This window comes from Streptomyces sp. CNQ329, assembly GCF_000482585.1.
The window spans coordinates 107636-121561 of sequence record NZ_KI519460.1; the positions used below are offsets into that span (position 1 = coordinate 107636).

At 75.1% G+C, this 13926-nt stretch carries 12 protein-coding genes and 1 tRNA gene; 6 read left to right on the top strand and 7 right to left on the bottom strand.

Translation table 11 applies throughout. The features are described 5' to 3' along the window. Window positions 1-100 precede the first annotated feature (100 nt). The 3 genes from I003_RS0130040 to I003_RS0130050 all read left to right on the top strand — a co-directional run bounded on the left by I003_RS0130040 (window position 101) and on the right by I003_RS0130050 (window position 5742). Window positions 101-625, top strand: coding sequence for an NUDIX domain-containing protein (locus I003_RS0130040; RefSeq protein ID WP_027774807.1), 525 nt, complete (start codon window positions 101-103; stop codon window positions 623-625). A gap of 150 nt (window positions 626-775) precedes the next feature. Further along, complete coding sequence (locus I003_RS33990) at window positions 776-4351, top strand: protein kinase domain-containing protein (RefSeq protein WP_051368656.1); 3576 nt, start codon at window positions 776-778, stop codon at window positions 4349-4351. Further along, on the top strand, window positions 4348-5742 hold the full coding sequence (locus I003_RS0130050; RefSeq protein ID WP_051368658.1) for an FHA domain-containing serine/threonine-protein kinase: 1395 nt from the start codon (window positions 4348-4350) through the stop codon (window positions 5740-5742). Before I003_RS33990 ends, I003_RS0130050 begins: the two co-directional genes overlap by 4 nt. A gap of 33 nt (window positions 5743-5775) precedes the next feature. Here I003_RS0130050 and I003_RS0130055 read toward each other — a convergent pair whose 3' ends face one another. The 7 genes from I003_RS0130055 to selD all read right to left on the bottom strand — a co-directional run bounded on the left by I003_RS0130055 (window position 5776) and on the right by selD (window position 10402). After that, window positions 5776-6291 carry a hypothetical protein gene (locus I003_RS0130055; RefSeq protein ID WP_027774809.1) on the bottom strand — a complete coding sequence of 172 codons (516 nt, stop codon included), beginning with the start codon at window positions 6289-6291 and terminating at the stop codon, window positions 5776-5778. Between the two features lie 63 nt (window positions 6292-6354). After that, a complete protein-coding gene (locus I003_RS36605) occupies window positions 6355-6531 on the bottom strand; it encodes a hypothetical protein (RefSeq protein ID WP_199784371.1) in 177 nt (58 codons plus the stop codon). 1 nt (window position 6532) lies between these two features. Then, window positions 6533-7453, bottom strand: coding sequence for a peptidoglycan-binding domain-containing protein (locus tag I003_RS0130065; protein WP_027774810.1), 921 nt, complete (start codon window positions 7451-7453; stop codon window positions 6533-6535). After that, complete coding sequence (locus tag I003_RS0130070) at window positions 7453-7959, bottom strand: hypothetical protein (RefSeq protein WP_027774811.1); 507 nt, start codon at window positions 7957-7959, stop codon at window positions 7453-7455. The genes I003_RS0130065 and I003_RS0130070 overlap by 1 nt, the downstream gene beginning before the upstream one ends. Before the next feature lie 2 nt (window positions 7960-7961). Beyond that, on the bottom strand, window positions 7962-8546 hold the full coding sequence (locus I003_RS0130075) for a MauE/DoxX family redox-associated membrane protein (RefSeq protein WP_027774812.1): 585 nt from the start codon (window positions 8544-8546) through the stop codon (window positions 7962-7964). Beyond that, on the bottom strand, window positions 8543-9247 hold the full coding sequence (locus I003_RS0130080; protein WP_027774813.1) for a hypothetical protein: 705 nt from the start codon (window positions 9245-9247) through the stop codon (window positions 8543-8545). Before I003_RS0130080 ends, I003_RS0130075 begins: the two co-directional genes overlap by 4 nt. 150 nt (window positions 9248-9397) lie before the next feature. Beyond that, window positions 9398-10402, bottom strand: a complete 1005-nt coding sequence (gene selD, locus I003_RS0130085; RefSeq protein ID WP_027774814.1) for a selenide, water dikinase SelD — start codon at window positions 10400-10402, stop codon at window positions 9398-9400. 81 nt (window positions 10403-10483) lie between these two features. Between selD and I003_RS0130090 the strand changes: the two genes are divergently transcribed. From I003_RS0130090 to I003_RS0130100, 3 genes are all read left to right on the top strand, one after another. Further along, window positions 10484-10579, top strand: a tRNA-Sec gene (locus I003_RS0130090). Window positions 10580-10771: 192 nt separating this feature from the next. Further along, complete coding sequence (gene selA, locus I003_RS0130095; protein ID WP_027774815.1) at window positions 10772-12082, top strand: L-seryl-tRNA(Sec) selenium transferase; 1311 nt, start codon at window positions 10772-10774, stop codon at window positions 12080-12082. After that, the gene (locus I003_RS0130100; protein ID WP_027774816.1) at window positions 12079-13875 is read left to right on the top strand and encodes a SelB domain-containing protein; all 1797 of its coding nucleotides are present in this window, start codon (window positions 12079-12081) and stop codon (window positions 13873-13875) included. Before selA ends, I003_RS0130100 begins: the two co-directional genes overlap by 4 nt. The last annotated feature ends 51 nt before the right edge of the window (window positions 13876-13926 follow it).

Below are 13926 nucleotides of genomic sequence, written 5' to 3' on the forward strand. Positions count from 1 at the left end.
TGACTCCCGCCGGAGTTCAGCGCCCGGCCGCGCCGCTCGATCCGCAGGCGGGCGGCTGCCCGGGGACGGTACTGGTGGAGATCCCCCAGCGAGGAGAGACATGGAAGAGATCGTCGCCCTGTACGCCCAGGACGAGCTGCCCGGCCGGGTCGTCGGCAGTGCGCCCAGAAGCCGGATGCGGGCACGCAACCTGCCCCACGCCGCCGTGAAGATCCTTGTCAGGGACGCCTCCGGACAGGTGTACATGCATCGCCGCACCGACACCAAAGACGTGTACCCCGGTCTGCACGACGTGTGGGTCGGCGGGGTGATCGCGGCGGGCGAGGAGCCGGACACCGCCGCGGAACGGGAGCTGGCCGAGGAGCTCGGCGTGAAGGAATGCACGGTACGGCCGGTCGGCCGGCACTGGTTCACGGACACGCACACCAATTACCTGGCGCACCTCTACGAGACGGTGTACGAGCCGGCGCGCCACGGCCTGATCGTCCCTCAGCCGGAAGAGGTCGCCGAGGGCTGGTGGCTCCCGTGGGACGAACTCACCGCACGCCTGGCCGACCCGCACTGGCCGTTCGCCGCGGACGGGCGGGCACTGCTGGCCCGCTACGAGCGGATGCGCGGGGCCTGACCCGTCCCGCCGTGCCGGTGGGAGACGTCCCGCATCACCCGGCGGCCGAAGTGACGCCCGGCGCCGCCCGGTTCACCGTGCGCGGCGCGGGACGCCGGATCCGCTCTCCCTTAGTGTTCGTGTCGTCGTCCGGAAGGGGAGCGGCAGGTGATGGACGGTCAGGTGCCGGCCGTGTGGCGGCCGGGTGAGGTGATTCTCGGTCTGTACGAGGTCCGGGACGTGATCCGCAGCGGGGGCATGGGGCTTGTCTACCGGGTGCTGCACAGCGGGTGGAACGTGGAGCTCGCGGTGAAGGCGCCCCGGCCCGAACTGGTGGCCACCGCGAGGGGGTTGAGGGACTTCGAGGCCGAAGCCGCCACCTGGGTGGGGCTGGGGGAGCATCCGCACACCGCGAACTGCGTGTACGTGCGCAGACTGGGGGGCGTGCCCCGGGTGTTCGCCGAATGGCTGGACGGGGGCAGCCTCGCCGAGGCCGTTCGGGAGGGGCGTCTGTCCACGGGCGGTCGCCGGGAACGGCTGCGCCGGATCCTCGACATCGCCGTCCAGACCGCGTGGGGACTGCAGCACGCCCACCGGCACGGCCTCGTGCACCAGGACGTCAAGCCCGCCAACGTGCTCCTCGACCGCGAGGGCACGGCGAAGGTGACGGACTTCGGTCTGGCCCGGGCCCGTGCCGCGGCCGGGGAGAGCACGGCGGCCCCGCCGGGCGCCAGTGTGCTCGCCGGCTTCGGGGGGATGACCCCGGCGTACTGCTCGCCTGAGCAGGCGGAGGCCGCCGTCTGGACGGCGGACTCCGGGCGGCCGAGGCCCCGGCTCACCCGGGCGACGGACACCTGGTCATGGGCGCTGACCGTGCTGGAGATGTTCATGAAGCGCCCGCCGTGCCGGTACGGGCAGACCGCCGCGGACGTGCTCGCCGCCTACGTCGCGGACCCGGACGACGACGCCCTGCCGGACGGTCTGGTCGCCCTGCTGCAACGCTGCTTCGCCCGGGATCCCGCCGACCGGCCCCGGGACATGGGCGAGCTGGCCGCCGAGACGGCAGCCGTCTACGGCGAGGCGTGCGGGGAGCCGTACCCGCGCCCCGAGCCGCGGACCGCGGAGCGCCTCGCCGACGAGCTGTGCAACCAGGCCCTGTCGATGCTGGACCTCGGCCGGGACGGGGAGGCGGAGGAGCTGTGGCAGCGGGCTGCCGAAGCCGACCCCCACCACCCCCCTACGGTGTTCAACCGGGGCCTGTATCTGTGGCGTGCCGCACGGATCACCGATGCCCAGTTCGTCGCCGACCTGGAGCGGGTCCGCGCAGCGCGCTCCGAGGACGGCACGGGCGAGTATCTGCTGGGCCTGGTGCATCTGGAACGCGGCGACGCCGAGGCCGCCCGGGAGGCTCTGCGGGCCGCCGCCCGGCGGTGGCCCGGTTCGGCGGACGTCGCCGCGGCGCTCGACCGGGCCGACCGCCTCCCCCGCGTCGCCTCGCCCCGGGCCCTGACCGGACACACCCGGGACGTCAACGCGGTGGCCCTGAGCCAGGACGGCCGGACCGCCGTATCCGCGTCCTCGGACGGCACGGTCCGCGTCTGGGCCCTCGCCGACGGCCGCTGCGTGCGGACCGTGACGGTGACCGACGCCCGGTACGGCGTCCTGTTCCTGGGGATCGACGCGGCGGGCCGCCGGGCCGTCACCGGCGACTACCACGGGCCGGCGCAGATCTGGGACCTGCGCACCGGCCGGCTCCGTCACCACCTCGTCCGCACCGAAGACGGCACGGACGACGGCACCGGAGACGGCCTCGACGACGCGCGCGGCGTCGCCATGGGCGCGGACGGACGGCTGGTACTGACCGGACACGACACCGGAATCATCCGCGTCTGGGACGCCCGGACCGGCCGGTACCTGCGGTCGCTGGACGACGAACCGCCGGACGACGGGGTCCGCAGCGCGTTCCTCAGCGCGGACGGGCACGTCGCGTTCGCGCTCGACCGCCGAAAGCTCTCGTCCTGGCTGTGGGAGCCGCGTACCGGCCGGTTGCTGGGCGCCGTGAGGGGCCACTTCTCCCGTGCCGCGCTGAGCTCCGACGGCCGGACCCTCCTCACCACGGAACCGTGGACCGGCCAGGCCCGGGGCACGGTGCATGTCTGGGACCTCGCGGCGGGGACCGGCCGCGCGATCACCCGCCCCGGCGCACCCGCGGACATCCTGGCGGTGAGCGCCGACGGCCGGCACGCGCTGTTCGCCCGGTTCCACACCGTCGAACTCTGGGAGACGGCCACCGGGCGGTGCCTGCAGACCTGGAAGGAGCAGGGCGACCCCGTCTCGCTGGCCTTCGGCGACGACGGCCGTACCGTCCTCATGGGTGACCGGAACGGCACCGTCACCGTGCGGGAATGGACCGGGGCGGGTCCGGCCGCCGCCTGGAGCCACCCCCGCCCGCGCCCGGTCGCCGGACGGCTCCGGGAGAGCGGCATGGTGCGCGAGGCCCTGGACCGGACGGCCACGATGATCGCCCAGGGCCGCTTCGGCGCCGCGGCCCGGGAGATCCGGCGGGCGCGGGCCGTGCCCGGATACCGCCGGCACCGTCCGCTGCTCGACCGCTGGCGGGAGGTGGCACGGACCGGGCAGCGCACCACCCTGTCGGGGGCGTGGCTGGCCGCCGCCCCGCCCCTGGTGGGTCACCCGCCGCGCGTGGTGGGCCATCAGACCCCGATCCTGCTCAACCGCAGCACGGACAGTCATGACATCCAGGTGTGGGACCTCAGGGAAGGCGGTCTGCGCCACCTGCTCCAGGGGCACGGCGGATATGTCGGGGCGCTCGCGCTCAGCGGGGACGACCGGATCGCCCTGTCGACGGGCAACCTGGACGGCACCGCACGGGTCTGGGACCTGGAGCGGGGACGCTGCCTGCACGTGCTGCGCAGCGAGGCGGAGCGGTTTCACGCGGCGGCGGTGAGCGCCGACGGCCGGACCGGTCTCACCTCGGACGGTGCTGTCATCCGCGTGTGGGACCTGGTGACCGGCGAGTGCCGGCGCACGCTCGCCGGCCACACCGGCACGGTCTTCGACGTGGCCGTGAGCGCCGACGGGCACATCGCCTACTCCCAGGGGCTGCCCGGGGAACGGCGGGTCTGGGACGTGCGGTCCGGGGAATGCCTCCAGGAGCTGAGAAGCGGGAGCGACTCACTGATCTCCTGGAACGTCGTCGGGAACCTGCTGCTGTCGACCCACGGGGACGGCAGGGTGGAGGTGTGGGACGCACCGGCGGGAACGTGCCGCCACGTACTGACGGGCCACGAACGTCACCCCGGTGCCGTGGCAGCCTCCGTGCGCGTGGACGCCTCCGCGGACGGCTCGACCGGCGCGTCCGTCGACGGCTTCGGAACGCTGCGCATCTGGGACCTGGCCTCGGGCCGGAGCCGGCATGTCGTCAGGAACGCGGTGCGCCCTCCCGTCCACCAGGTTCTGGTCGCCGATGACGGCCACTTCGCCGTCACCGGCGGGGGCGACGGTCTGGTACGGGTGTGGGACCTCGGCACCGGCGCCTGCCTGCGCAGCCTGGACGACCACGAGGGGGAGGTCATGTGGCTGGGGATCAGCGACAACGGCCACCTCGTCACCTCGACCGACCGCAGGGGCGTCACCTGCGTCTGGGAGCTGGACTGGGAGTACCGGTTCCCTGAAGAGCCGACGCCGCAACCCACGCCGCCCGCTCCTGAAGGCGACACGGCATGAGCGAGGACCGGGAGGCCGCGGAGATCGCGGCGGCCGGCGAGGACCGGGCAGCCGTCATCCTGTCGGTGCGGGAAGGCCCGTCGGCGCAACGGGCCTTCCACTTCACCGAACGCACGACCTGCGTGCTCGGCAGGGCCTCCGACTGCAGGCCCAGGCTGCCGGAGGACGACCGGCGCGTCTCACGTCACCACTGCCTCTTCGACATCAACCCGCCCGACGTGCGCATCCGGGACTTCGGGAGCCTGAACGGCACCTTCGTCAACGGGGAGGAGATCGGCAGGCGCCGGCCGGACCAGAAACCCGGCCAGGCGGCGCGCACCGAGTTCCCGGAACGCGACCTCGCCCACGGCGACGAGGTGCGCATCGGCCGGACGCTGCTGCGGGTGGAGACCGTCACCGGCGCCACCACGCTGGAGCCGACCCGGATGTACTGCGCCCACTGCGGGCGCGACACGTCGGAGTCTGCCGACCGCGGGCGTCCGGGCGACGTCGTCTGCGGCGCGTGCCGGAGGGATCCCCGGGCCCTGGTGCGCAGCCTGCTGGCCGGGCCGGGGAGGATGAACCGCTACGAGCTGGTGCGGGAACTCGGCCGGGGCGGGCAGGGCGTCGTCCATCTGGCCCGGCACCTGGACACCGGCGAGTTCGTGGCGCTGAAGGTGCTGCTGGCCGAGGTGGCGGTCGGCCACCGTGCCAGGAACGCCTTCCTGCGGGAGATCGAGAGCGTACGCGGCCTGCGGCATCCCGGCATCGTGGGCTACCGCGACAGCGGTGCGCAGGGCGCCACGTTCTACCTGGCCGGCGAGTACTGCGCGTACGGCACCCTTGCGGAACTGCTGACCGAGCGGCGCACGCTGCCGCCGGCAGAAGCCGTCGCCCTCGCGGCCCAGGTGCTCGACGGGCTCGACCACGCCCACACCCGCCACGGCCTGGTGCACCGGGACGTCAAGCCGTCGAACATCCTCTTCGCGGCGCGCCCGGGCAGCGCCTCCGGGACGCCCGGGGCGGTCAAGATCAGTGACTTCGGCCTGGCCAAGGCGTTCGACCAGGCCGGGCTGTCGGGACTCACCCGCACCGGGGCGGTGGCCGGCACGGTGGCGTACATGCCGCGCACGCAGGTCGTGGACTACAAATACGCCAGGCCGGAGGTCGACGTCTGGGCCACGGCGGCGACCCTGTACCGCATGCTGACCGGGACCACGCCGCGTACCTTCCCGCCGGATGCGGACCCCATCATGGTGCTGCTCCGGGACGCGGCTGTGCCGATCAGAGACCGCGTCCCGTCGATTCCCCGCCGCCTCGCCGACGTGATCGACGAGGCGCTGATCGACAGCCCGCGGATCAGGACCACGACCGCGGAGTCCTTCCGGCGGGCGCTTCACGCAGCCCTGTGAACGGCATGTCCTCACGACAGCGGCGGGCGGTTCCTACCCCCGTAGGGCCAGCACCGCCCAGGCCGCGGTCGCGACCGCCGCGGCCCCGAGTGTGAGGAGGGACAGGCGGCCCTGCAGCCGGTCGTCCCACTCCTCGCCGGTGCCCGAGGCGAACCGCAGGACCGGGGTGGCCGCGCGGCCCAGCGCGAAGCCGAGCCCGGCGAACAGCGCCACGGCCACGTCGTTGGCCAGCAGCACTCCCAGCGCCAGGGCGTACGGCAGGCTCGCCGACACGTAGGTCCGCACCCCGGTGCCCATCTCGAACCCGAACTGGAGCGCGCCGCGTGCCAGATGGCGTTGCAGCACGTCCTGCGGAACCTGCCGCGCGTTCTGCGGCAGCCGCAGGCGCAGCACCCCGGCGTCGCGCGCGACGGCGAGCAGCCCGAGGACGGCCGTCGCCCCCGCGCGCCAGCCCGCGGAGAGAGGGGCGACCAGCCCCGAGGCAAGCCACAGCACGGTGGCCGAGAGCAGGGCGCCGAGCAGCAGCCCGGCGGAGAAGACCCCCAGCACGGTGGTCTGTCGGTGAACGGCCCGCCAACCTGGCGAGGCAAGCGCGTGCGCGCTGTTCCGCGTTCAAACGGAGCCGGAGAGCGAGTAGCCGGCGAGGCCGCCGAGGACCGTCCAGGTGAGCAGGGGACCGTACCAACTGGCCGCCACCGCGCCCAGGCTGAGGACGAGCATCGGCACCGCCGGGTCGGTCAGCCGGCCGCGCCAGGCCGGCCTGGCCGGTCCCGTGCCGACCTGCCCCACGTCATACCCCGCCGACGAGGGCGCGCCAGGTCTGCTGGCCCACGATGCCGTCGACGGTCAGTCCGGCCCCTTGCTGGAACTCCCGGGCCGCCTCCGCCGTGAGCGATCCGAACACGCCGTCCACCGTCAACGGGTAGCCGTGCTTGACGAGCTGGCGCTGAGCGGCGCTGACGGCGTCGCCGGAGTCGCCCTGGCGGACGGTGACCACCAGGTGGGTCCAGGTGGTCGCGTCGACCGTGCCGGTCTGCCGCAGCTCCATGGCCTCCTGGAAGCCGGTGACCGCGGTCTCGGTGTTGGGCCCGAAGATCCCGTCCGGCTCGGTGGGGAACCGGTGGTGGCCCAGGAGGTACTGGGCGGTGGAGACGTCCGGTCCGCGCGAACCGTCACGCAGCGTGGGCCAGGTGATGGCCCCTTCGCAGCCGCATTCGGTGGTCCAGCGGCAGATGGAGCGCACCCAGCCGGAGCCGGAGTTGAAGTAGCCGTCGTGGCAGCGCCGTTCGATGCCGCAGCCGCAGGCGCCGCACGCGCCGCTGAACGCCCACAGCCAGCCGTCGTAGGAACCGGAGTAGCACTGGTTGGGCCGCAGGGTCCAGGTGACGCCGTCGTTGCGGTGGAAGCCCTCGTGCGGGCCGCTCGTCTCACAGGCGGCGGCGTGCACCGTGCTCGGCCCGCAGCCGGGGGAGCAGTCGTGCTCCGAGGCGTAGGAGGGGCACGCGCCCTCCCAGATGTCGTAGCCGTCCGCGTACGCCTCCCTGGCCGCTCCGAAGACGCCGAGGGCGGCGAAGCCCGCGACCGTCGCCGATTGCAGCACGGTGCGCCGCCGGGGTGCCAGGCTCGGCAGCGAGGAGGTGCTCCGGCGGCGGGTGGGCCGGTCGGCGGCGCCGGGACGGCGCAGTTGGGGAACCTCGTCGAGGGTGGTCATCACGCGCTCCTCGGCTGGCTGGTGGGGTGGGGGACTGCGGCGACCAGGTCGCCCAGCGCGTCGGCGGAGCCCAGCGGTTCGCTGCGTACGACGCGCCCGGTGGTGCCGACGAGCACGGCGAACGGGGTCGCGATCGCGTCGTAGGCGGTGAAGAGGTCGGGCCGGTTCTCGGTGACCGGCACGCCGGCCTCCGTGGCGGGAGGTGCGTCACCGGCGTAGACGGCGCGCACCGCGTGCGGCCCGTCGAGGCGGCCGGCCGCCGCCAGCACCTCGGCGCAGGTGCGGCATTCGGCGCTGAGGAAGAGCAGCAGCGTCTCGCGGTCGGCGGCCAGCAGCTCGTCCGCGTGCGGCGCGGCGCTGCCCGGTGCGACGCCCAGCCGCCCGGCGGAGCGGACCACTCCGCCGCGCGAGAGCTGGTGGACCTGCCGCACCAGCCCGGACACCACGAGGGCGAGCAGGGCGATGGCGACCCAGGAGAGGAGCAGGGCGCTGGTGGTGAAGTCCACGGTCAGTGGCCTCCCTCGACGGCGGGGACGGTGCCGGTGTGGGCGTACGTTCGTGCCGGCGGCGCCGGCCGGCTCATGGCGGCCGGCAGCACCCGGAGCAGGGCCGCCAGCGTGACGGCGGCCAGCACCGCCGTCGTCCACTCGGCCGGGCCCTCGGGCGGGCCGCCTGCCGCCGCGACGAGCGTGGCGCCGACGGCGGCCAGTCCGGCGAGGGACCAGGCCCGGCCGACGACCCAGGAACTCAAGGGCACGTCCGAGCGCGAGCAGCCGCAGGGGCCGCCGCTCCCGGACGTCAGGGCGTATCCGGTGTAGAGCGCGTAGCAGGCGAACATCGCCGCGGCGGCGGCGAGCACGACGGCGAGCGCGGCGCGGTGGCCGGCGAGCAGCGCGGCGACGCCGGCGACGGCCAGCAGGCTCTCGGCCGCCGTCGCCGCCCGCGCGGCCGGCGCCACGGCGCGCCGCGGCAGCAGCCGGTGAGCGGTCAACGCGTCGGGCAGGACGGCGGGCCGGCTCAGGTGCGCGGCGCCGCCGGCGAGCAGGGCCAGCAGCACCACGCCCGTGGCCATGGCCGCGATCAGCGACGTCACCCCACGGCCCGCAGGTCGAGGGCTTCGACCAGCGTGGGCACACGGTCGGCGGTGGTGTCGGCCAGCGGCACGATGGTCGCCCACACCTCGTCGCCGGAGAGCACGAAGAACGGGCGCCCGTCGGAGAGCGAGTCGCGGAACAGCTCTCCCGAGGGCACCGACGCACCCTGCCAGGGCGGGAGCTGGACGGTGTGCTCGCGGGTGGGCCGGCTCATCTCGACCAGGCCGAGCGTCGGCACTTCTTTGAGCACCGTGGCCGGACGGGCCAGGCGGGTGCCGGCGGCGGCGTCCGGGGAGAGCGTGATGCCGTCGGAGTGCTCGGCGAGGCCGAGGGTGCGCAGCAGCAGCAACACATCGGTGAGCGCGGCCCGGTAGAGCCGGGTGATCAGGCTGAACCGCCGGCCCTGCCAGACCACCAGCGTCGGGTTCTCCACCTGCTGCGACTGCGCGTCGTACTCGCTGGTGGTGACGGTCCGCAACGTGCCGCCCTGGAAGGAGAGTTCGCTGTCGAAGGCGGTGATCCCCAGGGACGCCGCCACCGACTCGGCCAAGTCGGCCGGCCCGGCGGTGAGTTCGTGGAGGCGGCCGTCGGCGATCACCTCGACCACGGAGGTCGCGGGCCGCGTCAGGTCGAGGTCGGTGGCGAGACGGTAGGCGATACCGTCCAACGCGCGGTGCTCGACGGCAGTGGGTGACGCCACATGGTCCTCCTGAGAACGGTGTCCCGAACCTGTTGCGCTGAACGGCGGCCCACTCTACCCGGGTAGAATGACGGTGTACATACAAGCGATCGCTTCCGGGGGCCGCGAGCCGCGCCTGCCCGGCGCCGCCCGGCTCCGCGGGCACACCGTTCAGCCGCGCACCACCACCGGCGACTCGCCGGGCGGCAGCACCTCGCCGATCACCGGGTGTCCGGGCACTTCGCCGGCGAGCAGCAACCCTCCCGAGGTCTGTGCGTCGGCCAGCAGCAACCGGTCGACCTCGGGGAGGCCGCCGAACTCCACCCGGGGCTCGACCCACGCCAGATTCCGCCGGGTGCCGCCGCTGACGAAGCCGTCGGCCGCGGCCGGTCCGGCCGCGGAGAGGAACGGAACCGCCGCCGCGTCGATCGCCACCGTCACCCCGGAGGCGCGCGCCAGCTTGTAGGCGTGGCCCAGCAGTCCGAACCCCGTGACATCCGTTCCCGCCCGGATGCCGGCGGCCACCGCCGCGATCGAGGCGTCGCGGTTCAGCGCGGTCATCACGGCCACCGCCTCGGCGAAGACCTCCCCGGTCGCCTTGTGCCGGGCGTTGAGCACCCCGCTGCCCAGCGGCTTGGTCAGGGTCAGGGCCTGCCCCGGCTCGGCCGCGTCCAGCCGCAGCATCCGCTCGGGGTGGACCATCCCCATCACCGACATCCCGTACTTGGGCTCCGGATCGGTCACGCTGTGGCCGCCCGAGACCTGGCAGCCCGCCGCGTGTGCCACGTCACGGCCGCCGCGCAGCACCTCGGCGGCCAGCTCCATCGGCAGCGTGTCCCGCGGCCAGGCGAGGAGGTTGATCGCCGCCCACGGGGTGCCGCCCATCGCGTAGACGTCGGAGAGCGCGTTGGCCGCCGCGATCCGGCCCCAGTCGTAGGCGTCGTCCACCACGGGCGTGAAGAAGTCGGCCGTGGTGACGAGTGCCCGCGCACCGTCGAGCCGGACCACGGCGGCGTCGTCTCCGCCGCCTTCGAGGCCCACCAGCAACTCCGCGGCGGGATCCTCCGGCCGGCTCTCCGTCCGGTCCAGGGAGGAGACCAGGGCATCGAGTTCGCCGGGAGGAATCTTGCAGGCGCAGCCACCGCCGCCCGCGTACTGGGTCAGTCGCACGGTCATCCGCCGGACGCTACCGCCGAACTCCGCCGCCCGCACAGGGGACGGGACGGGCCCCTCGTCCGGCGACGTAGACTCCCCGGCGGAGGCGTGCGGGCGCCTGGTGGCCCCCACGGTCTTCAACACCGATGCGGTCGGGAACCCCGGCCGGGTGGGTTCGATTCCCATACGCCTCCGCCAAGCAAGGCCACGTGGCGCCCGCCGGAGTTCCGGCCGTCGCCGGCTCCCCCTGGCGACAGGCGTCTTCCTCACGTAGGTTGTGCCCGACCCGCCCGTCCCGTCGACGCAGGTGAACGGGAGGGCGAGCAGGGTGGACAACGCCCCGCCACGAAGCTCTGCCGCTGTTCTGACGCCACCGGGGAGGGCCCGGCGTTGACGGACACCAGACGTCGCGTGCCGCGTACCGACGCCCTGCTCGCCGACCCCCGGCTCGCCGACGCCGCACGGCGGCTGGGGCGCCCGCTGGTCCGTCGCGCGGTCACGGAGGCCCAGCAGCGGGTGCGAGAAGGTCTGCTGGCCCCCGACGAGGCCGCCGCCGCGGCCGTCGCCGCCCTGCCGCGGACCGCCACCTCGCTGTCCCCGGTGGTGAACGCCACCGGTGTCGTCGTGCACACCAACCTCGGCCGCGCGCCGCTCTCCCCGGCCGCCACCGAAGCGCTACAGGCCGCGTCCGGCCACACGGACGTCGAGTTCGACCTGGGCGACGGGCGCCGTGCGCGGCGGGGGAGGGGCACGCTGGCCGCCCTGGCCGCGGCGGTCCCGAACGCGGAGGCCGTCCATCTGGTCAACAACAACGCCGCCGCGCTGGTGCTGACCGCCACCGCCCTCGCGGCAGGGCGTGAGATCCTCATCAGCCGCGGTGAACTGGTCGAGATCGGCGACGGGTTCCGCCTGCCCGAACTGCTGGAGAGCACCGGCGCCCGGCTGGTCGAGGTCGGCACCACCAACCGCACCCACCTCGACGACTACGCGCGCGCCCTCGGGCCCGACACCGGCCTCGTTCTGAAGGTGCACCCCTCCAACTTCCGGACGACCGGCTTCGTTTCCTCCGTCCCGGTGGCCCGGCTGGCCGCACTCGGCGTTCCGCTGGTCCACGACATCGGCTCCGGGCTGTTGCGGCCCCACCCCGCACTGCCGGACGAGCCCGACGCGGCGACCTCCCTCGACCAGGGCGCCGACCTGGTCACCGCCAGCGCGGACAAGCTGCTCGGCGGCCCTCAGGCGGGTCTGCTGCTCGGCCGCCGCGACCTCGTCGACGCGCTCCGCGCCCATCCGCTGGCCCGCGCGCTGCGTGTCGACAAGCTGACCCTCGCCGCCCTGGAGGCCACCGTTCTCGGCCCCCCGACCCCCGTGGCACAAGCCCTGGCGACCCGCCGGGCCGCGCTTGCCGCCCGCGCCGGGACGCTGGCGGCCCGGCTCACCGAACGAGGCGTCACCGCCGAGGCGGTGTCCAGCGAGGCCCGGGTCGGCGGCGGGGGAGCACCCGGCGTCACCCTGCCCAGCGCCGCCGTCGCGCTGCCCGCCGCCCTCGCCGGGCCGCTGCGCGCCGGCGACCCGGCCGTCGTCGGCCGCGTCCACGGCGACCGGCTGCTGCTCGACCTGCGGACCGTTCCCGAGGAGGACGACGCACGCGTGCTCGCCGCCGTTCTCGCCACGGTGACCGCGCCGCCGGCACCGTCGTGACCGCGCCCGCCGGTCTGGTGGTCGCGACGGCCGGCCACGTCGACCACGGCAAGTCGACGTTGCTGCGCGCCCTCACCGGCACCGACCCCGACCGGCTCGCCGAGGAGCGGCGGCGCGGCCTCACCCTCGACCTCGGCTTCGTCTGGACCACCGCGCCCGGCGGGCGCACCCTCGCCTTCGTCGATGTGCCGGGCCACCACCGCTATCTGTCCACCACCTTCGCGGGGATCGCCACCGCGCCCGCCGTGCTGCTGGTGGTCTCCGCCGAGGAGGGCTGGCGCCCGCAGACCGCCGAACACCTCGCCGCGCTCGACGCGTTCGGCGTACGCACCGGACTGCTGGCCATCACCCGCGCCGACCTCGCCGACCCCGCACCCGCGCTCGCCGAGGCGGTGGAACGGACCTCCGGCACCGGCCTCGCCGGCGCGCCTGCCGTCGCCGTCAGCGCCCGCACCGGCGAAGGGCTCGACCGGCTGCTCGGCGAGCTCGACGCGCTGGCCGTCGCTCAGCCTCCGCCCGATCCGGCGGCCCCCGTACGGCTGTGGCTGGACCGGGCGTTCACCGTGGCGGGCGCCGGCACGGTCGTCACCGGAACCCTCGTCGCCGGAACGATCGCCGAAGGCGACACCCTGCACCTCGCACCCGCCGGCCGCGCCGTTCAGGTGCGGGGCCTTCAGTGCCTCGGCCGCGCCGTCGCGCGGGTGACCGGTCCCGCCCGCGTCGCCGTCAACCTCCGCCGCATCACCGCCGATGACGTGGGAAGGGGCGATGCGCTCCTCACCCCCGGGCGCTGGTGGACCACCGACCTCGTCGACGTCCGGCACGGGCCGGCGGGCGGGACGGCCGACGGCAAGAAGCCTCCCCGCCTGCCCGCCGAGCCCCTGGTCCACTGCGGCACCGCCGCAACCGGCGCGCGGCTGCGGCCACTGGGCCGGGACACCGCCCGCCTCACCCTGCGCACTCCGCTGCCGCTCCACGTCGGTGACCGGCTGCTGCTCCGCGACCCGGGTTCCCGGCTGCTGGTCGGCGCGACGGTGCTGGACCCGGAGCCGCCCCCGCTGACCGGCCGGGGAGCCGCCGCCCTCCGCGCGCACCGGCTGGCCGGCATCGCCGAGCCGACCGACCCCGCCGTTCGGCTGGCCGCCGTCGGGCTGGGCGAACGCGGCCGGCTCGCCGCGCAGGGCTATGCCGTCGCCCCGGACGGCGAACGCTGGCTGCTCGACCGAGGGCACGCCGAACGGCTGGGCGCCGCCCTGGCCGCGGCGGTGCGCGCACACGCCGGGACCCACCCCGCCGACCCGGGACTGCCGGCCGCTCAGGCCCGTCGGCTCCTCGGGTTGCCGCCGGACACCGACCTGGACGGCCTGGCCGCCGCGTTCGGCGCCGGGCTGGCCCTGCGCGACGGCCGGGTGTACCGCGCGGACGAGGCGGACCGGCTCCCCGCGGCGGTCGCCGACGGGTTGAGGGGGCTGCTCGACGAGCTGCGCTCCGCCCCGTTCCAGGCACCCACCCGGCGGCGGCTGGACGAACTGGGCCTCAACGCCGAGGCGCTGGCCCTGCTGGTGCGCCGCGGCGCACTGGAGCGCGTGGGTTCCGTCTACCTCCCCGCCGGGTCCGTGAGCCGTGCGGCCCGCCGGCTCGCCGACGTACCCCAGCCGTTCACGGTCGGCGACGCCGCCCGCGCCCTCGCCGTCAGCCGCCGGGTCGCGATCCCCCTTCTGGAAACCCTCGACGAGACCGGCCGCACCCGCCGGCGCCCCGACGGCCGCCGGGTCCTCCTGGACGGTGGGTGAGGCCGCGGTCCGTGGGCGCGGTCTCGCGGCATGCCGCGGGCGGTGTCCGCC